General features: G+C 65.2%; 26 protein-coding genes. 17 read left to right on the top strand and 9 right to left on the bottom strand.

Annotated elements, in window-relative coordinates; genetic code table 11:
- Positions 1 to 44: 44 nt before the first annotated feature.
- The 5 genes from ACN4E0_RS07695 to ACN4E0_RS07675 all read right to left on the bottom strand — a co-directional run bounded on the left by ACN4E0_RS07695 (position 45) and on the right by ACN4E0_RS07675 (position 4,321).
- Complete coding sequence (locus tag ACN4E0_RS07695) at positions 45 to 1,517, bottom strand: hypothetical protein (protein WP_419566925.1); 1,473 nt, start codon at positions 1,515 to 1,517, stop codon at positions 45 to 47.
- Positions 1,518 to 1,682: 165 nt separating this feature from the next.
- On the bottom strand, positions 1,683 to 2,114 hold the full coding sequence (locus ACN4E0_RS07690) for an OsmC family protein (protein ID WP_419566924.1): 432 nt from the start codon (positions 2,112 to 2,114) through the stop codon (positions 1,683 to 1,685).
- Between the two features lie 70 nt (positions 2,115 to 2,184).
- Positions 2,185 to 2,727 carry a hypothetical protein gene (locus tag ACN4E0_RS07685; protein ID WP_419566923.1) on the bottom strand — a complete coding sequence of 181 codons (543 nt, stop codon included), beginning with the start codon at positions 2,725 to 2,727 and terminating at the stop codon, positions 2,185 to 2,187.
- A gap of 101 nt (positions 2,728 to 2,828) precedes the next feature.
- Entirely contained in the window at positions 2,829 to 4,079 is a 1,251-nt protein-coding gene (gene spt / locus ACN4E0_RS07680; RefSeq protein WP_419566922.1) for a serine palmitoyltransferase, read from the bottom strand.
- On the bottom strand, positions 4,079 to 4,321 hold the full coding sequence (locus ACN4E0_RS07675) for an acyl carrier protein (RefSeq protein ID WP_419566921.1): 243 nt from the start codon (positions 4,319 to 4,321) through the stop codon (positions 4,079 to 4,081). The genes spt and ACN4E0_RS07675 overlap by 1 nt, the downstream gene beginning before the upstream one ends.
- A gap of 159 nt (positions 4,322 to 4,480) precedes the next feature.
- Here ACN4E0_RS07675 and ACN4E0_RS07670 point away from each other — a divergent pair, with 159 nt between their 5' ends.
- Entirely contained in the window at positions 4,481 to 5,074 is a 594-nt protein-coding gene (locus tag ACN4E0_RS07670; RefSeq protein WP_419566920.1) for a Pycsar system effector family protein, read from the top strand.
- Positions 5,075 to 5,181: 107 nt separating this feature from the next.
- Here ACN4E0_RS07670 and ACN4E0_RS07665 read toward each other — a convergent pair whose 3' ends face one another.
- On the bottom strand, positions 5,182 to 5,550 hold the full coding sequence (locus ACN4E0_RS07665; protein ID WP_221601946.1) for a response regulator: 369 nt from the start codon (positions 5,548 to 5,550) through the stop codon (positions 5,182 to 5,184).
- A gap of 103 nt (positions 5,551 to 5,653) precedes the next feature.
- Here ACN4E0_RS07665 and ACN4E0_RS07660 point away from each other — a divergent pair, with 103 nt between their 5' ends.
- From ACN4E0_RS07660 to ACN4E0_RS07640, 5 genes are read left to right on the top strand one after another with little or no spacing between them, the layout of a single operon-like run.
- A complete protein-coding gene (locus tag ACN4E0_RS07660) occupies positions 5,654 to 5,887 on the top strand; it encodes a DUF3572 family protein (protein WP_419567014.1) in 234 nt (77 codons plus the stop codon).
- Positions 5,884 to 6,513 (top strand): HAD family hydrolase, encoded by a 630-nt coding sequence (locus ACN4E0_RS07655; RefSeq protein ID WP_419566919.1) that lies wholly within the window; start codon positions 5,884 to 5,886, stop codon positions 6,511 to 6,513. Before ACN4E0_RS07660 ends, ACN4E0_RS07655 begins: the two co-directional genes overlap by 4 nt.
- On the top strand, positions 6,510 to 6,965 hold the full coding sequence (locus ACN4E0_RS07650) for a RidA family protein (protein ID WP_419566918.1): 456 nt from the start codon (positions 6,510 to 6,512) through the stop codon (positions 6,963 to 6,965). The genes ACN4E0_RS07655 and ACN4E0_RS07650 overlap by 4 nt, the downstream gene beginning before the upstream one ends.
- Positions 6,940 to 7,710, top strand: a complete 771-nt coding sequence (locus ACN4E0_RS07645; protein WP_419566917.1) for a glycerophosphodiester phosphodiesterase family protein — start codon at positions 6,940 to 6,942, stop codon at positions 7,708 to 7,710. The genes ACN4E0_RS07650 and ACN4E0_RS07645 overlap by 26 nt, the downstream gene beginning before the upstream one ends.
- Positions 7,707 to 8,843 (top strand): GNAT family N-acetyltransferase, encoded by a 1,137-nt coding sequence (locus tag ACN4E0_RS07640; RefSeq protein ID WP_419566916.1) that lies wholly within the window; start codon positions 7,707 to 7,709, stop codon positions 8,841 to 8,843. Before ACN4E0_RS07645 ends, ACN4E0_RS07640 begins: the two co-directional genes overlap by 4 nt.
- Here ACN4E0_RS07640 and ACN4E0_RS07635 read toward each other — a convergent pair.
- Entirely contained in the window at positions 8,840 to 9,169 is a 330-nt protein-coding gene (locus ACN4E0_RS07635) for a hypothetical protein (protein ID WP_419566915.1), read from the bottom strand. The two genes, ACN4E0_RS07640 and ACN4E0_RS07635, sit on opposite strands and share 4 nt — an antisense overlap.
- Before the next feature lie 288 nt (positions 9,170 to 9,457).
- Between ACN4E0_RS07635 and dksA the strand changes: the two genes are divergently transcribed.
- The 7 genes from dksA (at position 9,458) to kynU (ending at position 15,044) form a co-directional block, all read left to right on the top strand.
- Complete coding sequence (gene dksA / locus ACN4E0_RS07630; RefSeq protein WP_419566914.1) at positions 9,458 to 9,913, top strand: RNA polymerase-binding protein DksA; 456 nt, start codon at positions 9,458 to 9,460, stop codon at positions 9,911 to 9,913.
- A 95-nt stretch (positions 9,914 to 10,008) separates the two neighbouring features.
- Complete coding sequence (locus tag ACN4E0_RS07625) at positions 10,009 to 10,392, top strand: PilZ domain-containing protein (RefSeq protein WP_419566913.1); 384 nt, start codon at positions 10,009 to 10,011, stop codon at positions 10,390 to 10,392.
- A 45-nt stretch (positions 10,393 to 10,437) separates the two neighbouring features.
- A complete protein-coding gene (locus ACN4E0_RS07620) occupies positions 10,438 to 11,898 on the top strand; it encodes an ABC transporter substrate-binding protein (RefSeq protein WP_419566912.1) in 1,461 nt (486 codons plus the stop codon).
- Between the two features lie 45 nt (positions 11,899 to 11,943).
- Entirely contained in the window at positions 11,944 to 12,333 is a 390-nt protein-coding gene (locus ACN4E0_RS07615; protein ID WP_419566911.1) for a DUF4112 domain-containing protein, read from the top strand.
- A 36-nt stretch (positions 12,334 to 12,369) separates the two neighbouring features.
- Positions 12,370 to 13,161, top strand: a complete 792-nt coding sequence (locus tag ACN4E0_RS07610) for a tryptophan 2,3-dioxygenase (protein WP_419566910.1) — start codon at positions 12,370 to 12,372, stop codon at positions 13,159 to 13,161.
- 10 nt (positions 13,162 to 13,171) lie between these two features.
- Positions 13,172 to 13,822, top strand: coding sequence for an arylformamidase (gene kynB / locus ACN4E0_RS07605; RefSeq protein WP_419566909.1), 651 nt, complete (start codon positions 13,172 to 13,174; stop codon positions 13,820 to 13,822).
- The gene (gene kynU, locus ACN4E0_RS07600; RefSeq protein ID WP_419566908.1) at positions 13,815 to 15,044 is read left to right on the top strand and encodes a kynureninase; all 1,230 of its coding nucleotides are present in this window, start codon (positions 13,815 to 13,817) and stop codon (positions 15,042 to 15,044) included. Before kynB ends, kynU begins: the two co-directional genes overlap by 8 nt.
- Positions 15,045 to 15,063: 19 nt before the next feature.
- On the opposite strand, the gene ACN4E0_RS07595 is transcribed toward kynU, so the two are convergent.
- Positions 15,064 to 15,339, bottom strand: coding sequence for a hypothetical protein (locus ACN4E0_RS07595; protein ID WP_419566907.1), 276 nt, complete (start codon positions 15,337 to 15,339; stop codon positions 15,064 to 15,066).
- Between the two features lie 115 nt (positions 15,340 to 15,454).
- Positions 15,455 to 16,063, bottom strand: a complete 609-nt coding sequence (locus ACN4E0_RS07590; RefSeq protein WP_221601907.1) for an HNH endonuclease — start codon at positions 16,061 to 16,063, stop codon at positions 15,455 to 15,457.
- 137 nt (positions 16,064 to 16,200) lie between these two features.
- Here ACN4E0_RS07590 and gluQRS point away from each other — a divergent pair, with 137 nt between their 5' ends.
- The 4 genes from gluQRS to ACN4E0_RS07570 all read left to right on the top strand — a co-directional run bounded on the left by gluQRS (position 16,201) and on the right by ACN4E0_RS07570 (position 18,801).
- Positions 16,201 to 17,031, top strand: coding sequence for a tRNA glutamyl-Q(34) synthetase GluQRS (gene gluQRS / locus ACN4E0_RS07585; RefSeq protein ID WP_419566906.1), 831 nt, complete (start codon positions 16,201 to 16,203; stop codon positions 17,029 to 17,031).
- Positions 17,032 to 17,044: 13 nt separating this feature from the next.
- Entirely contained in the window at positions 17,045 to 17,275 is a 231-nt protein-coding gene (locus tag ACN4E0_RS07580; RefSeq protein WP_419566905.1) for a hypothetical protein, read from the top strand.
- Between the two features lie 4 nt (positions 17,276 to 17,279).
- Positions 17,280 to 17,858: a cob(I)yrinic acid a,c-diamide adenosyltransferase gene (locus tag ACN4E0_RS07575; protein WP_419566904.1), complete on the top strand. Its 579-nt coding sequence runs from the start codon at positions 17,280 to 17,282 to the stop codon at positions 17,856 to 17,858.
- A 70-nt stretch (positions 17,859 to 17,928) separates the two neighbouring features.
- Complete coding sequence (locus ACN4E0_RS07570; protein WP_419566903.1) at positions 17,929 to 18,801, top strand: 3-hydroxyacyl-CoA dehydrogenase NAD-binding domain-containing protein; 873 nt, start codon at positions 17,929 to 17,931, stop codon at positions 18,799 to 18,801.
- Positions 18,802 to 18,904: the final 103 nt, after the last annotated feature.

Here is an 18,904-nt window from a genome sequence, read left to right as displayed (position 1 = left end):
CGCCGACCAGGCCTGGAATTGCCCGGTCGGCGCAATCCGGCGGCTCAGTTCCCTGTCACCATGAAAATTTCGCCATCGACATCAAGAATGAAGAACCTGTCGCCGCGACCTCCCTGAATGATCGCGACCGGCGCATCGATCTTGCCGGCATCGGGGGCAAAGTCTTCGGTGCGGTCTTCGAGCTCGTTCGCACCATGAAGGATGCCGTCGGTGATTTTGGCGTTCTGGATCGTCCAGATGGTCCCGTTCGTATCGGCGAATACATAGACACTTCCGAGCGCCGGAAACGAATTATAGTCGTTGATGATGCCGGCAATCACGCCAGTGCCTTCCTTGCGCCCGGTCCCTACGGGATACACGATGCTGGGTCCGTTTACCGCTGCCGGAGGATTGGTGCGGATGGACTTGGCACCTTCGTAGAAGGGCCACCCGAAGTCGAGAGGTCTGGCCTTGGGATTGAAGGCGGTAATCTCGTGCGCCACGCTGCTGCCTTGGTCGGCGAGATACAGGTTCCCGTAAGCAGGGGAGATACCGCCGGGTTTCTGGATGCCGTCGCCGATAATTGCGGGCCTGATGACAATCGGACTGGGGACGCTGGCTCCCGCATAGGGATCGACCGTCGGCAGCTCGAACAGTTTGCCGTAAGCGCTCGACGCATCCTGTGCCAAGTTGCCGCTGCTGTCTCCCACCGCAATGTACATGGATAGCGATCCCAGCATGGATACGGTCGTCGGCGCCGTCCACGGAGACCCCAGTCTTGCATGGCCGGTAAAACCTCTATCCGCATTGAAGGCCTCGACAAACAGGCCCTCAGCCGGATCGTGCGCCACCAGGTACACGCCTTCCTGGAAGACTTGGTCCCGAAACCCCCAGGATATTCCCAGCAGCTCTCCGGGTTTCCTGTGGTCGCGTATGAAGATGTCCTCGATCTTCGAACCACTTTCCGGATCGAAGGCCACCACACGTCCGCCGCTCTCGGCGATCAGGAGCTTCGACGTCACCGGCTGAAACGCCATGCCCACGGGATCGACCAATCCGGTTGCCACGCGGGTGACGATGACGCCCTCCCGATCGTTCGTGACACGCACCTTCAACGCCAGGTCGGTGGCCTCCCCGCCAGCGCTGGCACGCAAGACCACCTCGTACACATTGTCGCCATTGGCGTCGGTAGGGAGGTCGTAGTTCGGCGCGGCATTGAACCGCAATCCCGTACCATCCAGAACGAACTGGCCGGCGTCCGCGCCGGAATAGAGAGTGAACGTGACCGGGTCGTTTTGCGGGTCCTGCGCGGCCGCAGTGTAGAAGGTGCCGGTCGTATTCTCGGTTACGCTGGCAGTCGCGGCCGATGTGAACTGCGGCGCGGTCGCCGTGCCGCCACCAGACCCCCCGCCGGAACCCGGACTCCCCCCGCCTCCACAAGCTGCACATGCCAATGAGGCAATGACAAGCGGGGCAAGACGCAAGTCTTGCCCGATCGATCTGGTTCTTTTCATTTGCGACCCCTGAAAATTGATCATCGACCTTTATCCGAAGTCAATGATCACACAAGACCGCCAAATAATTTCCACAACTTTTTAAAGTCGTTAGGATGCCCCTCGACTCACTCTCAGCGCGATCTGCACAATGCGAGTCTCAGGGTGGGGGCGCCCGGCGCGATCGCCAGAGGCACCGCCCTGGCGCGGTCAGCTCTCGAAACTGGTCTCGAGCGTGATCTCGGTATCGAGCAGTTTCGAAATCGGGCAGGTCGCCTTGGCATCGGCGGCGAGTTCCTCGAATTTCGCCCGGTCGAGCCCCGGCACCTTTGCCCTGGTCGAGAGCGCGGACTTGGTCACCGCGAAGCCGTCGTCGCCCTTTTCGAGGCTGACCCTGGCCTCGGTCTCGATCGTGCCGTCGCTATGTCCGGCCTCGGCGAGCTTGAACGAGAGCGCCATGGTGAAACAGCTCGCATGGGCAGCTGCGATCAATTCCTCGGGATTGGTCCCGGGCTTGTCCTCGAACCGCGTCTGGAAGCCGTAGGGCTGGTCGTCGAGCGCGCCCGAGCCGGTGCTGACATGGCCCTTGCCGTCCTTGCCCAGCCCCTCGTAACGCGCGCTGCCGGATTTCACGATTGCCATAGAAAAACTCCTTTCGGGACTGAGACGTCCCGAAAGGAGCAAACGTTCCTATCGCATGATCGCGAAGCGCTCAGTCGTCGTGCCGACGCCGCCGTTCGGCCCGCCTTGCGCGGCGCTGGTCGCGACGGGCATCCTGCCGCCGATCCCTGCGCGCCTCGCGGCGGGCATCCTCGCGGCGGTCGCGCCGCGCTTCCCGGCGTTGCTCCGCCCGGTGCTCCTGCCGCGCGTCGCGGCGGCGTTCGGCGCGTTGCCGCTCGCGGTACCGGTGTCGCGCATCGCGTCGTGCGTCGCGGCGTTGCTCCACGCGGCGTTCCCACCTGCCCCAGTTGGCGCGCACGCGGCGCTGGTCGCGGATGGCGGCCCGACGCGCCTGCCAGTAGCGGCGCTGCCGGTCGCTCCAGCGATGCGCGCGGCGTTCGCGATCGTAGACGTAATAGCCGGTGCCCGGATAATAATAGTCGTCATACCAGCCATAATAGCCGTCATCGTAGTAGCGGTCGCCGTAATAGCCCGCGCTCGCGACGCCATAGCCGCCGCCGAGGCCCGTGCTGCAGGCGCCGAGCAGTGTCGTCGTCGCGGCAAGTGCCAATGCTGTTCGTTTGGTAAGTCCCATCCCTGATCCTCCTGTGCGTTGAGCGCAGGTCTAGGGGGAACCTATTGAACTCGCTCTGAACTCGCGGTCAGCGCAGGTTCACGCACACGTTCAGGGTGCCGTCAGATGATACCGACCGCCTTGCCGGCTTCCTCGAAAATCTCGAGAATCTGCTCGACCTCGCTTTCGCTGTGCTCGGCGCACAGCGAGCAGCGCAGCAGGGTCATGTTGGCGGGGGTCGCCGGCGGGCGCGCGAGATTGACGTAGAGACCGCCCCTGATCAGCGCCTCCCACATCGCCGCGCCCTTTTCGAGGTCGGGCATGATCACCGCGATGATCGCGCTCTGCGGCTCCTCGGTGCCGAGCTGGAAGCCGAGGTCCTTGAGCCCGCCATGCAGACGCTTGGAATTCTCCCACAGATGCGCGCGCTTGTTCGATCCGTGCATCAGCTTGCGGATGCTGGTTGCCGCGGTCGCCACCACGCTCGGCGGCAGCGAAGCGGTGAAGACATAGGGGCGGCAGACCAGCCGCATGATCTCGAACTTGGGATGGTTCGAGACGCAGAAGCCGCCGACCGTGCCGACGCTCTTGGAGAAGGTCCCGATGATGAAGTCGACGTCGTCGATGACCCCGGCCTGCTCGACCACGCCGCGGCCGTTGTCGCCGATGAAGCCCATCGAATGGGCCTCGTCGACCAGCACCATGGCGCCGTATTTCTTCGCCACCGCGACCATTTCCTTGAGCGGCGCGATGTCGCCGAGCATCGAATAGACACCCTCGAGCACGACCAGCTTGCCGGCGCCTTCGGGAATGCGCTTGAGGCGCTTTTCCATCGCCTCGATATCGTTGTGCTTGAACGGCACGACCTCGGCATTGCCCATCGCGCAGCCGTCCCAGATGCTGGCGTGGCTGTCGATGTCGAGCACGATGTAATCGCCCTTGCCGGCGATGGTGCTGATGATCCCGAGGTTCGCCTGGTAGCCGGTCGAGAAGACCATCGCGTGGTCCATGGCGTAGAAGTCCTTCAACGCCTCCTCGCACTCCTTGTGACCCTGGTAGGTGCCGTTGAGCACCCGGCTGCCGGTGGTCCCCGAACCGAAATCGGTCAGCGCCTGCTTGCCCGCCTCGATCACGTCGGGATCGAAGGTCATGCCCATGTAATTGTAAGTGCCGAGCAGGATCGTCTCGCGCCCGTTGCAGATCGCGCGGGTCGGCGAGAGGACCTTCTCCATCACCAGGTTGAAGGGGTCTTCCTGCCCGCTGGCGAGTAGCCCTTCGCGCAGCGCGATGATGTCGTCGAACTTGGAGAACAGGTCCTTGCCCTCTCCCTCGATCGTTTCGGGCTGGTCCGGCTGGATGATGCCTTCGCTCATCAGTCGGCCTGCAGCTTGGTGACCGCGTCGACCAGCTGGCCGTAATTCTCGATCTCGGCCTGCTGGTTCATCGAGATGATGATGTCGAACTCGTCTTCGATCTCGGCGACGAAATCCATCACGGTGAGGCTGTCGAATTCGAGATCGTTGGCGAAGGTCGTGCCTTCGGTGATGGTCACGCCCTTCTTGTTGAAGGGGGCGGCCAGTTCGCGGATCCTGGCGTCGACTTCGGCTCGGTCCATGGCGGGGCTTTCCAATCCTGTGCTGGCGCAGGCCCGCTATGGGCGCTCGCGCGATAAATATGCCGTCGCAAAGCGGCTTGTGGCGGTGCTTGTCAAGCGCGACCCGCAATGGCAAGCTCGGGGAAAAGTCGCAATCGTCTGTTCGATCAGGGGAAAACGATGAGCGATTCCGCGAGCCCGCAACCAGTATCGGCCGCCACCCGCGCCGCGAATGACGGCGAGTCACCCGCTGCCGCGGCGCCGCGGCGCGAGGCCACCTATTCCAATCACGCGATCCATCTGATGCGCACCGCGCAGATGAGCACGCTCAAGCTGTCGCAGATGGCCGACCAGAAGGCCTCGATCCTGCTCGGCGCGACCTTCCTCGTCTTCTCGCTCTCGGTCAGCCGCGCGCTGACCGGGCAGATGCCGGTCTCGCTGATGATTCTCGCCAGCTTCTCCTTCGCCAGTTCGCTCTGCGCGGTGATGGCGGTGCTGCCCAAGGTCGGCCGGCCCGATGGCAAGGTGAAGAACCGCAACCTCCTGTTCTTCGGTCATTATACCTGGATGGACGAGGACGAATGGACCGAGGACCTGCTCGAGCGGCTCGAAACCGACCGCACCGTGTTCGAGACCATGGCGCATGACATGTACCAGAACGGCCAGGTGCTTGCGGGCAAGAAATACCGCTTCCTCGCGCTCGCCTACAAGGTCTTCATGTTCGGCCTGTTCGTGACGCTGGCGGTTTTCGCCGTAGAGATGGCGATGAAATGAGGTTTTGCTTGCGGTCGGGACCTCCGTCCTGACCTTTCGGCCCCGTGGGTCGGTGCCGCCGCAAGCTATCGACGGAGGTCGATAGCGCATCAAGCAAGAAACCCCGCCTAATCCTGCAGCAGCGCGCGCACCGCTGCCATGAACGGCCCGATCGAGACCGGCTTGGCGAGATAGTCGGCCGCGCCGGCATCCCTGATGCGTTCCTCGTCGCCTTTGCCCGCATAGGCGGTCACCGCGAGCACGGGCACGGCCGCCAGATCGGGTTTTGCCTTAAGCTCCGCGATCAGGTCGATCCCGCTGACATTGGGCAGCTGGATATCCATGATGACGAGATCGGGTGCGAATCGCTTCGCGGTGGCGAGCACGTTCTGCCCGTCGGCCACGGGCACGACTTCGAAGCCGTTTGCCTTCAGCACGTCACAGAACAGCTTACGATTGAGATCGTTGTCCTCGACAACGAGGATTCTCTTTGCCACTTGGCCCGGACTCCCTGCGAATGCGAGGGGGCCTTATGCAAAAGCGGGAGCGCTGACAATTATTCGCGAACCACAGCCAGGCGAAACGCGGCCAGCCGAGGTGCTGGCGCTCGAAGCGCTCGGCTGGGCGCTGGCCGACGACAAGCGCGCCGAACGGCTGCTGTCGCTCACCGGCCTGACCCCCGAGCGGCTGCGGAACGGGTTGAGCGATCGCGGCGTTCAGGCGGCAGTGCTCGAATTTCTCGCCAATCACGAACCCGACCTCGTCCTTGCCGCCGATGCGCTGGACACGACCCCCGCCATCCTCGTGGCCGCCGCCCGGGAGCTGTCGCGATGAGCCGTCCGCTGATCATCTCCGATTGCGACGAGGTCCTGCTCTACATGGTCTCGCCCTTCCGCGACTGGCTGGCCGAGACGCAGGGCGTCGAGTTCCGCATGGAGGGGAACGATTTTTCCAGGGCGCTGCGCTGGCAGGACGGCGGCGACTATCTCGCGCCCGAGGAGATCTGGCGCATGCTCGGCGGCTTTTTCGACACCGAAATGCACCGCCAGACGCCGATTCCGGGGGCGATCGAGGGGATCGCCGCGCTGCGCGAGCATGCCGATGTGGTGATCCTCACCAACCTCGTCGACAAGCGGCAGGACATGCGCAAGGCACAGCTGCTCGACCACGGGCTCGACGCGCGCGTCTTCACCAACCAGGGTCCCAAGGGGCCGGCGCTGCAGGCGATCCTCGACGAATACAATCCCTCCAAGGCGATCTTCATCGACGACCTCGCGCAGCATCACCGCTCGGCGCGCGAGACCGTCGGCACCATCACCACGCTCCACCTCTGTGGCGAACCGCTGCTCGCCCCGCATATCGATTGCGCGCATACATCGGGCCATGCCGATGCGCGGATCGACAGCTGGGACGAAGCGCTGCCATGGCTGCTGGGCGAACTCGAAAAGGAAACAGCATGAGCATCCACGACCGCCTGCGCGCGCACGGCATCGAGCTTCCCAAGGCCGCCGCGCCCGTCGCCAGCTACCAGCCCGTCGTGGTCGACGGCCACACCGCCTATGTCTCGGGCCAGCTGCCCTTCGTCGACGGCGAGCTCGTCACCGGCAAGCTCGGTGACGGCGTCGGCCTTGAACAGGGCCAGCAGGCCGCGCGCGCCTGCGGGCTGATGATCCTCGCGCAGCTCGAGGCGGCCGGCCTGCTCGAACGCGTCTCGCATGTGGTCAAGCTCGGCGGCTTCGTCGCCTCGACCCCCGATTTCACCGACCAGCCCAAGGTCGCCAACGGCGCTTCGGACCTGATGGTCGAGGTCTTCGGCGAGGCGGGCAAGCATGCGCGCAGCGCGGTCGGCGTGCCGGTCCTCCCGCTCAACGCCGCTGTCGAGGTCGATGCGATCATTGCTCTCAAGGCTTGACCGTTACTTCGCGGCCCGGCCCGACCCCGCGCGGGTCGGCTGGCTGCGGCAATGGACCTATGCCCATCGCGGGCTGCACGGAAATGGCCGGGTCGAGAACTCGCGCGGTGCCTTTCAGGCCGCGCTCGAGGCGGGGCTGGGCATCGAATGCGATATCCAGCGCAGCCTCGACGACTGGCCGATGGTCTTTCACGACTGGGACTTCGCCCGCCTGATCGGCCGGCCCGAGAAGGCCGCGGCGCTGACCCGGGCCGAGTGGCGCGAACTGGCCTATCTCGAAAGCGAAGAACGGCCGCTGGACCTGTCCGAACTCCTCGCTCTGGTCGCGGGCAAGGTGCCGCTGCTTATCGAGATCAAGTCGCGCAAGGGCTACAATGTCGAATGGACCTGCAGGCGTGTAGTCGATGCGCTGGCGGGTTACGACGGCTCGCATGCTGTCATGAGTTTCGATCCGCGCGTGTCGCGCTGGCTCGGGCGCCATTCGCCCGCGACGGTGCGGGGACTCGTGATGCGCGAGGACGACCATGGCTACACGCAGCAGCCGTGGCAACGGCACCTGGCGCTGTGGATCGCGCGGCCCGAGTTTCTCGCCTACCATGTCGCCGCACTGCCCAATCCGATGGTCGCCGGCTTGCGCGAGGCCGGCCTGCCGGTGCTGACCTGGACGGTGAACTCGCCCGAGGCCCGGGCCGTTGCGGCGCAATTCGCCGATGCGCCGATCGCCGAAGGGGCGGGGCTGCCATGAGCGACGGCGGCCTTGCCGCGCGCGTCGGCGGCTCGGTCGGCGCGTTCGACCGCGACCAATGGAACGCGCTGGCGGGAACGGACAACCCCTTCGTCAGCCACGAATTCCTTACCGCGCTCGAGGATTCGGGCAGCGTCGGGCCGGGCACCGGCTGGCAGCCGACCCCGCTGGTCATCAGCGAGGAAGGCGGCCCGCTGCTCGCCGCCATGCCGGCCTATCTCAAGGGGCACAGCCAAGGGGAATACGTCTTCGACCACAGCTGGGCCGACGCCTATGAGCGGGCCGGGGGGCGCTACTACCCCAAGCTCCAGATCGCGGCGCCCTTCACTCCCGCCACGGGGCCGCGGCTACTGCTGTCGGATCCCGCCTATGCCGCGCCACTGCTCGCCGCGGCCGAGCAATTGTGCCTGCAGAACCGCTTCTCCTCCGCGCATGCGACCTTCGTCGAACCCGCGCAGCAGGCGCTGTTCGAGGATGCCGGGTGGATGCTGCGCAGCGACATCCAGTTCCACTGGCACAATCGCGGCTTCGCCGATTTCGACGATTTCCTCGCTACGCTCGCTTCGCGCAAGCGCAAGGATCTGCGCAAGGAACGCGCCGCGGCGCAGGCCGAGGTCGAGATCGTCCGGCTGCGTGGCGACGCCATCCGCCCCCAGCACTGGGATGCCTTCTGGACGTTCTACCAGGACACTGGCGCGCGGAAATGGGGGCACCCCTATCTGACCCGCGAAGCCTTCGACCTGTTCGGCCAGCGGCTGGGCGAGAAGATCCTGCTGCTGCTGGCGCTACAGGATGGCGAGCCGATCGCCGGCGCGCTCAACTTCATCGGGGGCGATGCGCTCTACGGGCGCTACTGGGGCTGCACGCGCGAGGTGCGCTTCCTGCATTTCGAACTGTGCTATTACCAGGCGATCGACGCGGCGATCGAACTGGGCCTCGATCGGGTCGAGGCCGGGGCGCAGGGCGGCCACAAGCTAGCCCGCGGCTATGAACCGGTGGAGACGGTGTCGGCACACTGGATCGCCGATCCCGGGTTTCGCGAGGCGGTTGCCGATTTTCTCGAGCGCGAACGCGCCGGAGTGGCGGCGGATCGCAATTATCTCGCGGCGCGAACGCCGTTCAGGAAGACCTAGGCCGCGGCGCGGCGACCTTCGGCCAGCCATTCGCGCGCGCGGCGCTGGGCTTCGGCGATCTCGCGGGCAGTCATTTCATCGGAAATGTCGGCGCGGCACCAGCTCGCTTCCTCGTGTCCCTTGGATGCGGCGATATTGAACCATTTATGCGCCTCGATCAGGTCGCACACCGTTCCGTGGCTGCCGGTCGAGAACGCAACTCCGAGCGCGAAGAGCGCATCGACGTTGCCGCGTTCGTATTTGGCGAGGCATTCGGCGACCAGCGCCGCGGCTTCCTCGCCCTGGATGATCCTGCCGTGGCCTCCTTCGACACTGGTAAGCTGCATGGTCTTTCCCCCAAGCGACCGGCATTCGCTACCGGACAAAGAACAACTGCCAAATTCGTGGTCAAGAAATGGTTAACGCGGGGGCGATTTCTTTTTTTCCCCATTGTGGTCGCGTGTTGCCGGGGTCGGTGGGCATCTCGACGTGCCGTCGGATTGGCGCTTGTGCGCTGGGGGACGCTTCCCTATAGGCACGCGCCGAACGGGTCATTCGGGGCGCCGGAAAAATCCGGGCTATTTGGGGAGACGATGGTCCGATGTCTGAATTCGACCAGGGTGAGAGGGTCCTCAATGGCCTCTGTGGCAAACGATAAGGCAAAGCTTGCAGCGGCACGCGCCGCGGTTGGCGCCGATTACGTTCCCGACGATTCCGAAGAATACATGAACGAGCGCCAGCAGGATTATTTCCGCATGCTGCTGCTCGACTGGAAGAAATCGATCCACGATGCCGCCGGGCAGACCCTGCAGTCGCTGCAGGATGGTCCGATCCGCGAGCCCGACCTCAACGACCGGGCCTCCTCCGAGACCGACTGGGGCATCGAACTGCGTACGCGCGATCGCCAGCGCAAGCTGATCGCCAAGATCGATTCGGCGCTGCGCCGGATCGACAAGGGCGAATACGGCTGGTGCGAAGTGACCGGCGATCCGATCGGGCTCAAGCGGCTCATCGCCCGCCCGGTCGCCACGATGACCGTCGAGGCGCAGGAAGCGCACGAGCGGCGCGAGAAGATTTCGCGCGACGATTGAGCATTCGCTAAGACATTATTTAGGTCTCGTCCCTAGGGTATAGCCGGTCCCGGATCCGCCGCGGGCCGGGCCCGAGCACCGCATGTAGGGATACGATGAACGCCATGTCTTCGGTCGACACTCGTAATGTTGCGCGCGACAGCCTGTTCCTGTTCGCCCAGCTGACGTTCGCAGGCCAGACCAAGACCTACCGCGTGAAGGTGCGCAATCTGTCGGCGGGCGGCATGATGGCCGAAACCAGCGAGGTCACCGCATCGCGTGGCGACCGGCTCGAGATCGAACTGCGCAACGTCGGTATCGTCAAGGGCAGCGTGGCCTGGGCACAGGACAACCGCTTCGGCGTCGCCTTCGAGAAGGATATCGATCCCAAGGTGGTGCGTGCACCCGTGGCGAGCACGGCGGAGGTTCCGCATTATGTGCGCCAGACTTCGGCCGCGGCGACCTTTTCCGATAACGAGCGCCGCATTCGCAAGCTGTGATTTGATCGGCTGACGCGGGGCGCTCCGGCTGCTAGTCCGCGGATCATGCGATCGTGGCTCCCCGCCTTCCTGCCCGCTCTTCTCGCTGCCTGTAGCGTCGGCTCCGATGATGGCGTCGTCGATGTGGCCTTCATCGCCTCTCCCGACGACCTTTCGGCCGAGGGGGTCCGGTTGGGACCTGCCGGCCAGCATGTTCGCGCGGCGCTCTCCACCGGACTGGTCCGGATCGACTCGAACGGCGTGGTGGTACCCGGCGTCGCGGAACGCTGGATCGTCACCGACGGCGGCGCCAGCTACATCTTCCGCATCAACGAATTCGACCTTCCCGACGGCAAGCGCCTGACGGCCCAGGCGGTACGCGACGCATTGCAGCGGCGGCTTCGGCAACTCCGCGGCACCTCGCTCGGGCTCGACCTCGCCAAGGTCCGCGATGTGCGGGCGATGACGGGAAGGGTGATCGAAATCCGGCTGACCAGCCCCATGCCCGACTTCCTTCAGGTGCTGGCGCAACCCGAACTGGGGATCGATCTGGGTGGCGAAGCGGCAGGTCTGATGAGTCGCGCCGAAGGAGATGAGGGACTCGTCCTGACACCGCTCCCGCCCGAGCGACGAGGCCTGCCGGAGCAGCCGGGCTGGGACGACCTCGTGCGCGATATCCGGCTCCACGCCGTTCCTGCCCCGGAGGCCACCGAGGGCTTTGCGCAGGGCCGTTTCGACCTCGTTCTCGGCGGACGGCTGTCGAGCCTGCCGCTCGCCAGCACCGGACCGCTCTCGCGCGGCAATGTTCGCCTCGACGCGGCGATCGGCCTCTTCGGTCTCGATGTGCGCAAGCCGTCCGGCTTCCTCGGCGTGACCCAAAACCGCGAGGCGCTGGCGATGGCCATCGACCGCGACGCGCTCATGCAGCCCTTCAACATCGGCGGCTGGCTGGCTTCGACGCGTGTCGTGCCGACCTCGCTGGCGAGCGCTGCCAATCCCAGCGACGAACGCTGGGCCTCGCTCTCGCTCGAGCAGCGCCGCAGCGTCGCGCGCCAGCGGGTTGCGCAATGGCGGGCGGGTGCGGGGCGCGAACCCAAAGTGCGGCTGTACTTGCCGCCGGGGCCGGGCTCCGACCTGCTGTTCAATGGCCTGGCCGAGGATTTCGCCGCGGTCGGCGTGTCGGCGACGCGGGCGCTTACGCTCTCGGAAGCTGACCTCGCGCTGCGCGACCGGGTCGCCCGTTACGCCTCGCCGCGCTGGTTCCTCAACCAGTTCAACTGTGCCGTCGACCGGGCCCAGTGTAGCGAAGACGCGGACTATCTCGTGTCGCTGGCGCTGGACTCGCGCGATTCCACCGAAGAATCCTCCTACCTTCTCGAAGCGGAGAACGCGCTGCTCGCCACCAATCTCTACATCCCGCTGGGCGCGCCGATCCGCTGGTCGCTGGTGCGCGCGGATATCGAGGCCTTCAGCGAAAATCCGTGGAACATCCATCCCTTGTTCCCGCTATCCGGCGCCCCCATCTAAGCTGCGATGGAGAACCCCGACCGCCCCCGTGCCCGCCCGCTGCCCATGGGTATCGAGCTCCCGACCGGGACCGACCCGGTCTCGATCCGCAAGCGCATCGAGGCGATGGAATATCTGCTCGAACGCAGTCTGGTCGTGCCGGGCACCAGGTTTCCCATCGGTCTCGACACGATCATCGGCTTCGTCCCCGTCCTCGGCGATATCGTGGCCGCGGGCCTCGCCGCCTACATCGTGTGGGAAGCGAAGAACCTCGGCCTGCCGCGCTGGAAGCTGTGGCGCATGCTGGGCAATGTCGCGATCGACAGCGCCGTCGGCGCGGTGCCGATCGTCGGCGACGCCTTCGACATGGTCTATCGCTCGAACACCAAGAACCTGCGCATCGTGAAGCAGCACCTCGACAAGCATCACCCTCATACGCAGGTGATCGAGGGGTAGTTTCATCTGCGACGATAGCGCGCTAGGGCAGCGCGCATGGCTTCCGACGTTACCTATTCGAGCTATCTCGACCTCGACCGCATTCTCGCGGCGCAGCACCCGGCCTCCGATGCGCATGACGAGATGCTGTTCATCATCGTCCACCAGGCCAGCGAGCTGTGGCTCAAGCTGTGCCTCCACGAACTCTTCGAGGCCCGCGAATGCATCCGGCAGGACCGGCTTCGCCCGAGCTTCAAAATGCTCGCCCGCGTGGCGCGGGCGCAGGGGCAGCTGATCCAGAGCTGGGACGTGCTCAGCACGATGACCCCGCACGATTATTCGACCATTCGCCCGCATCTCGGCGGATCGAGCGGCTTCCAGAGCGCGCAGTACCGGATGATGGAATTCCTCCTCGGCGGGAGGAAGCCCGACATGGTCACCATGCACGAGGCGACGCCCGAGGTGGCCGCCGAATTGCGCGAAGAACTGGCGCGCAAGTCGATCTATGCCGAGGCGGTTGCCCTGCTCGCGCGGCGGGGTTTCGCGATTCCGGAAGATGTGCTCGATCGCCCGGTCGGCGAGCCTTGGGCGCATTCTCCCGAGGTCGAGGCGGCGTGGGCCGAGATCTATCGCGACCCCCGAGAATATTGGGATCTCTACGAACTGGCCGAGAAGCTGGTCGATCTCGAGTATCATTTCCAGCGCTGGCGCTTCGGTCATCTCAAGACGGTCGAGCGGATCATCGGCTTCAAGAAGGGCACCGGCGGCACGCCGGGCGTTCCCTACCTTGCGGGCGTGCTCAAGGCAGCCTTCTTCCCCGAACTGCTGAGCGTGAGGACCGCCCTGTGAGGATTCGGATATGAGCTCGTGGCGATCCGAGCGGCGGATCTGGGACATCTCCCAGACGCTGCGTCCCGGCCTGCCGGTCTGGCCCGGCGATACGCAGTTCACGTTCGAACGGACGTGGAAGATGGAGGACGGCTCGCCGGTCAATGTCGGGCGGATGAGGATGTCGACCCATTCGGGCACGCATGGCGACGCGCCGCTCCATTATTCCGAAACTGCGCCCGATATCGCGAGCGTCGAACTCGATCCCTATATCGGCGAATGCCTGGTGGTCGATGCCACCGGCGTCAGCGGCGGCAGCATCTCGGTCGGCGATCTGCCGCATCTGGGCAGTGCAGACCGCGTGCTGTTCCGGACCTTCGAAACCTTCCCGCATGATCGATGGGACAGCGGCTTCACCGCGATCGATGCCGAGGCGATCGAATGGCTCGCGCTCCAGGGAGTGAAGCTGGTCGGCACCGACGCGCCCAGTGTCGATCCGCAGGAATCGAAGACGATGGACGCGCACAAGGCGGTGCTCGAACACGACATGCGGATTCTGGAGGGGCTGGTGCTCGATGGCATTCCCGAGGGACGCTACGAACTCATCGCCCTGCCGCTCAAGATCGCCGGGGGCGATGCCGGGCTGTGCCGTGCGATCCTCAGGGAGCTGGCCGATGCCTGAAACCACCAATACGCGCGCGCGCATCCTCGACGCGGGCGACCCGCTGAAGGACAGCCGCGAGCGTTTCTGGGTGCCCGACGGCGTCATCTACCTCGACGGCAACTCCCTGGGCTGCCTGCCAAAGGCGACGCCGGGACGGCTGGAGCAGGTGGTTCGCGGGGAGTGGGGCGAGGGCCTCATTCGCAGCTGGAATGCGGCCGGATGGATCGACCTTCCGGCAAAAATCGGCGCCAAGATCGCACCGCTGATCGGGGCGCAGCCGGATGAAGTCATCGCCTGCGATTCCACCAGCGTGAACCTGTTCAAGCTGATTTCGGCGGCGCTGGCGATGCGTCCCGGGCGCAAGGTGGTGCTGAGCGAGCCGGGCAATTTTCCGACCGATCTCTACATGATCGATGGGCTCGAGAAGCAGGGACTTGCCGAGCGGCGATTGGCCCCGCGCGAAAGCGTAGCCGAGGCGCTCGACGAAGATGTGGCACTGCTCATGCTGACGCATGTGCATTACAAGTCGGGCGCGATATTCGACATGGCGGCACTGACCGAAGCGGCGCACGAAAAGGGCGCGCTGGTGCTGTGGGACCTGTCGCATTCGGGCGGCGCTCTGCCGGTGGACCTCAACGGCTGCAATGCGGATTTCGCGGTCGGCTGCGGCTATAAATATCTCAATGGCGGGCCGGGTGCGCCGGCCTATGCTTTCGTCGCGGAACGCCACCTCGCCGCCGCGCAGCAACCCCTCACGGGCTGGATGGGGCACGCCGCACCCTTCGCTTTCAGCGACGACTATGCGCCGGCTCCCGGTATCGAGCAGGTGCTCTGCGGCACCCCCCCGATCCTCGGCCTCGTGGCGCTCGAAGTGGGCGTCGACCTGATCGCCGAAATCGGTGTCGAGCGGCTCTATGCGAAGTCGCAGGCACTCTCCGAATTCTTCCGCCAGTGCCTGTCGGAACACGGGGTCGACCTCGACCTCGTCAGCCCCACCGAGCCCGACCGGCGCGGCAGCCAACTCTCCTTCAGTCACGACGAGGCCTACGCCATCTGCCAGGCGCTGATCGCGCGCGGCGTGATCGGCGACTTCCGCGATCCCGACATCCTGCGCTTCGGCTTCGCCCCCGCCTATTTGCGCTTCGAGGACATGGCCGAAGCCGCGCGGCATTTGGCAGAGGTGCTCGAAACGGGCGAATGGCGGCGCGCGGAATTCCTAAAGCGGGCGTTGGTTACCTAGCGGGTCGGGCTTTGATTTCTCACTTCGGTCTCTTGCCGATGCTGGCGCGATATTCCTCGATGGTCATGGCTTCTTCGTATCCCTCGTCGCCGGGGGATACGCAGTCGCCGCTCACAATCACATTTCCGAACATGCCGCCCTGCGATTCCGCCTTGGGCGAAGCGATGCGTGTGTCGGGTCCGTTTGACTCGCACAGATCGGCCAGTTTGTTACCTGCTTGATAGTAGCCCGTCGATACGCAGCCGCCCAAGGCTGCTGCCAGCGGCAACAGACTGGCGATGAAAAGTCTGCTCATGGTTTTTGGCGTCCCTCGCGCCGAACATGGCGCCGACCGAAAGATAGAATGCAACTGCTGGTCGGTAAATAGGCGATAGTTGAGGACCCGCTACTTCGAGCCCGCGTGGTTTGATCTATTCTTCCAGCTCGATGTCCCAGTAGAGCCAGTCGCGCCAGGTTTCGTGGAGGTAGTTCGGCGGGAACATCTTGCCGTGCTGCTGCAGCTGCCAGTGCGTCGGGCGGATTGGCTCGGCGTAGAGATGCATCCCCGCCTGCTTGGGCGTGCGGCCGCCCTTCTTCATGTTGCAGGGGGCGCAGGCGGTGGCGATGTTTTCCCACGTGGTCTTGCCGCCCAGCCGGCGGGGGACGACGTGGTCGAAGGTGAGGTTGTGCATGTCGCCGCAGAACTGGCAGCTGAAACGGTCGCGCAGGAAGACGTTGAAGCGGGTGAAGGCGGGAAACTCGCTCGGCTTCACATATTGCTTCAGCGCGATCACGCTGGGGATCTTCATGTCGAGCGAGGGGGAGTGAACCTCGCGGTCGTAGGTCGCGATGACGTCGACCCGGTCGAGGAAGATGGCCTTGATCGCGGTCTGCCACGGCCAGAGGCTCAGGGGATAGTAGGAAAGCGGGGTGTAGTCGGCATTGAGGACGAGCGAGGGACACGACTGCAAATTGCGCGTCGGGTCTTCCTCGGTACTTCGGAACCTCGCGGCCCGTTCCAGCAGTTCGGCCTTGAACACGGTGTGCGTCCCTCCCGATCTCTTGGGTCGAAAATGCACTTGCACGGGAAAGGGTCAAGACTGTTACAGACAGCCTATCCACAGCCTTTCCACCGGGTTGCACCGGGGCAACAGCGTAACCGGAGCTACACAGTCACGTGATCGTCACCCGCTTCGCCCCCAGCCCCAACGGGTCGCTGCATCTCGGCCATGCCTATTCGGCGGTGGTCGCGCATGACCTCGCCAGGGAAGCGGGTGGGCGGTTCCTGCTGCGGATCGAGGATATCGACGGGCCGCGCTCACGCCCCGAACTGGCGGAGGAGTTCCGGCGCGACCTCGAATGGCTCGGGCTCGAATGGGAGGAGGTCCCCGCGCAGTCGACCCGGCTGGCGAGCTACGAGGCGGCGGCGCACGCGCTGCTCGAACGCGGCGACCTCTATCCCTGCACCTGCACCCGCGCCGAGATCGAGGCGATGGAGCCGCGCCTCGGCTCGCAGGGGGTGGTCTATCCGGGCACCTGCAAGGGGCGCCTGCTCGATCCGGACAAGCCCGCCGCGCTGCGGCTCGACGTCGACCGCGCCATGGCCGATTGCGGCGAGCTATCGTGGGAAGATGCGCTGGCCGGGCACCAGCTCGCCGATCCGCGCGAAGCGGGCGACGTGGTGATCGTGCGCAAGGATGCACCCGCCAGCTACCATCTCGCCGCGACGCTCGACGATGCGACGGACGGGGTCACGCTGGTGACGCGCGGGGCCGATTTGTTTCCCGCGACATCGATCCACCGCCTGCTGCAGGCGCTGCTCGGGCTGCCGGTGCCGCGCTGGCACCACCATGGCCTGCTGATGGACGAAAGCGGGCAGAAGCTCGCCAAGCGTCGCGGCTCGCCCTCGCTAGCCGACCGGCGAACCAGGGGCGACGACGGTCTCCTGCTTGCCGAGCAACTCCGCTTGCACCGTTTTCCGTCTGGCATTTCGCTCGCGAGCGCCTAGATCGGAGGACGCTATGACAGTTTTTCTCACCATCCTCCTCGTCATCCTCATGGTCCTCGTGGTTGCCTCGCTGATCCGCGGGATCGTCGCCTTCCTCAAAAGCACCAAGATCGATCTCGAAAGCGGCGAGCAGCAGGATGCGACCGAAATGCAGCTGCTGCAGAACAAGATGATGTTCAACCGCATCAAGTACCAGGCGCTGGCGATCGTCGTGGTCGCGGTGATCCTCGCCATCGCGAACTAGGACCTTGGTCAAGCTCAACAAGATCTACACCCGTACCGGCGACGACGGGACCACCGGGCTTGTCGACGGATCGCGCCTGCCCAAGCATGCCGCGCGGATGGAGGCGATCGGCGCGGTGGACGAGGCGAATTCCGCGCTCGGCCTTGCTGCGGTCGCGCTGGCGGGAGGCGGTTTCGCCGAGCCGCTGTTCCGCATCCAGAACGATTTGTTCGATCTCGGCGCCGACCTTGCGACGCCCGCAAGCGAGGGCGACGATTTCGCCCCCTCGGACATGGTCCTGCGTACCGTGTCGGCGCAGGTCGCATGGCTCGAGGGCGCCATCGACGCGGCAAATGCCCGGCTCGAACCGCTGACCAGCTTCGTACTGCCCGGTGGCAGCGAGGCCGCAGCGCGTCTCCATGTCGCCCGTGCCTCCGCGCGCCGTGCCGAGCGCGCGATGACCGCCATGGCAGCCGAGGGGCCCGTCAATCCGCAGGCGCTGGCCTATATCAACCGCCTGTCCGACTACCTTTTCGTGCTCGCGCGCGTCGCGAACGACGATGGCCGGGGCGATGTGACGTGGGTTCCCGGGGCCAATCGCTGACGCGCCGCTAGCCAGCGCCCCCTGCCTTCGCTAGACCGCGCGCTTTGCTGCACATGCGAAGGGAATTTCGATGAACACGACGGTCGCCATCATCGGTGCGGGCCAGATGGGCTCGGGGATCGCGCAGACCGTGGCCGCGCACGGCATGGATGTGATGCTGGCCGATGTCAGCCTGGAGGTGGCCGAGAAGGCGCACGCCGGGATCGACAAGGCGTTGGGCAAGCTCGTCGGCAAGGGCAAGATCGAGATCGCCGAGGCCGAAGCGACGCTGAAGCGCATCACCCCGATCGCCGACTATGCGCCGATGAAGGATGCGGGCCTGATCATCGAGGCGGCGACCGAGAAGGAAGCGATCAAGCAGGCTATCTTCGAGAAGGCGGGGGAATTCCTCGCACCCGACGCGATCATGGCCTCGAACACCAGCTCGATCCCGATCACCCGCATGGCCAATTACGCGCCCGATCCGGCGCGCTTCATCGGCCTGCACTTCTTCAATCCGGTGCCGGTGATGAAGCTGATCGAGGTCATTCCGGGGCTCGCCACCGCCCAGGCGACCACCGACCGCACCACTGCCTTCGCCCAGAGGCTCGGCAAGGAAGTTGTGCTCAGCCAGGACGAGCCCGGCTTCGTCGTCAACCGCATCCTCCTGCCCATGATCAACGAGGCGATCTTCGTGCTCGGCCAGTCGACCGCGGATATCGAGGATATCGACAAGGGCTGCCGGCTCGGCCTCAACCACCCGATGGGGCCGCTGCAGCTGGCCGATTTCGTCGGACTCGACACCTGCCTCGACATCATCATGGTGCTCTACAAGACCACCCGCGACGCCAAATACCGCCCTGCGCCGCTGCTGGTGAAATATGTCGAGGCCGGCTGGCTCGGTCGCAAGACCGGACGCGGCTTCTACGACTATTCGGGCGAGGAACCGGTGCCGACGCGTTGATGGCGTCGTTCAGCGGCTGACTGCGTCAGCCGCTGCGCCCGGCACCAGCCCACACCCCCGCCCGGCCACCCACGGCACTATACTGATGGGTGGCCGGGCGGGG

This window comes from Qipengyuania sp., assembly GCF_048550555.1.
Taxonomy (GTDB): domain Bacteria; phylum Pseudomonadota; class Alphaproteobacteria; order Sphingomonadales; family Sphingomonadaceae; genus Qipengyuania.
Note: the sequence above shows the minus strand (reverse complement) of the source record. Positions and strands in the feature narration are given on the sequence as shown.